Genomic DNA, 1,367 nt, shown 5'->3' with positions numbered 1-1,367 from the left:
TGCACCAAGACCTTGGCGTCGAGATCGACCTGCGTACCCTCTTCGCCCAGGCCTCGTTGAGCGAGCTGGCCCAGCGTGTCGATCAGGCCGGCCAGTCCCGGGTCCAGCTCATCGAAGCGGTGTCCCGCGACCAAGCCTTGCCACTGTCCCTGGCCCAGCAACGCCTGTGGTTCCTCGATCAACTGGACCACGCCGCCAGCGTCGCCTATCACATGCCCGCCGCGCTGCACCTGCGCGGCCGCCTGGATCGCAACGCCCTGCAACGGGCCCTGGACCGCATCGTCGCCCGTCACGAAAGCCTGCGCACCACCTTCGAACGCCGTGACGGCGAGGTCCGCCAACGCTTCGCCGCCGCCGACATCGGCTTCGCCTTGCAGGCACACGACCTGCAAACCCTGGACGCCGACGCCCGGCAAGCCGCCGTGACCCAACTGACCCAGGCCGAAGCCCGGGACGCCTTCGACCTCAGCCAGGGCCCGCTGATTCGTGGAAGCCTGCTGTGCCTGGCCGAGGACGAACACATCCTGCTGGTGACCCAGCACCACATCGTCTCCGACGGTTGGTCGGTGGCGGTGTTGATCGGTGAATTCAACGCGCTCTACGCCGCGTTCAGCCAGCAGCTCGACGACCCGCTGCCGCCCCTGACCCTGCAATACGCCGACTACGCCAGCTGGCAACAGCAGCACCTGCAAGGTGAACGCCTGCACACCCAGGTCGGTTTCTGGAAAGCACACCTGGACGGCGCCCCGGCGCTGCTGGAACTGCCCAGCGACCACCCACGGCCGCAAGTGCAAAGCTACCAAGGCGCGGCGCTGGCCCTGCAACTGCCCGCGCCACTCAGTGCCCGCTTGCGCCGCTTCAGCCAGCAACAGGGTCTGACCCCGTTCATGACCTTGCTCGGCGCCTGGTCGATCTTGCTTTCGCGCCTGAGCAACCAGCCGCAGGTGGTGGTCGGCACACCGGTGGCCAACCGTCCTCGGCGGGAAACCGAAGCGCTGATCGGCTTCTTCGTCAACACCCTGGCCCTGCGCATCGACGTCCAGGCTCATAGCCGCGTCGACCAGTTGTTGGAGCACATCAAGGCCTCCACCCTCGACGCCTACAGCCATCAGGACCTGCCGTTCGAGCAAGTCGTCGAAGCCCTGCAACCGGAACGCAGCCTCGGTCACAGCCCGTTGTTCCAGGCGATGCTGGTGCTGGGCAACACCCCCCGCGACCAGGCCCTGGAACTGCCCGGCCTGAGCCTGACACCGCTGCCCCAGCCCACCGGCACCACCCAGTTCGATGTGAGCCTGTCGCTCAACGACGACGGTGACCGTATCAGCGGCCAATTCGAATACGCCACCGACCTGTTCGATGAAAGCACC

The 1,367-nt window shown here is 66.7% G+C and carries 1 protein-coding gene; it reads left to right on the top strand.

The window, feature by feature from the left end; translation table 11 throughout:
• Nucleotides 1-1,367 (top strand): condensation domain-containing protein (locus tag AC09SL_RS29420; RefSeq protein WP_479571997.1); only part of this gene is annotated, 1,367 nt, incomplete at both ends.

The sequence above is a fragment of the Pseudomonas sp. PF05 genome, assembly GCF_056521845.1.
Note: the sequence above shows the minus strand (reverse complement) of the source record. Positions and strands in the feature narration are given on the sequence as shown.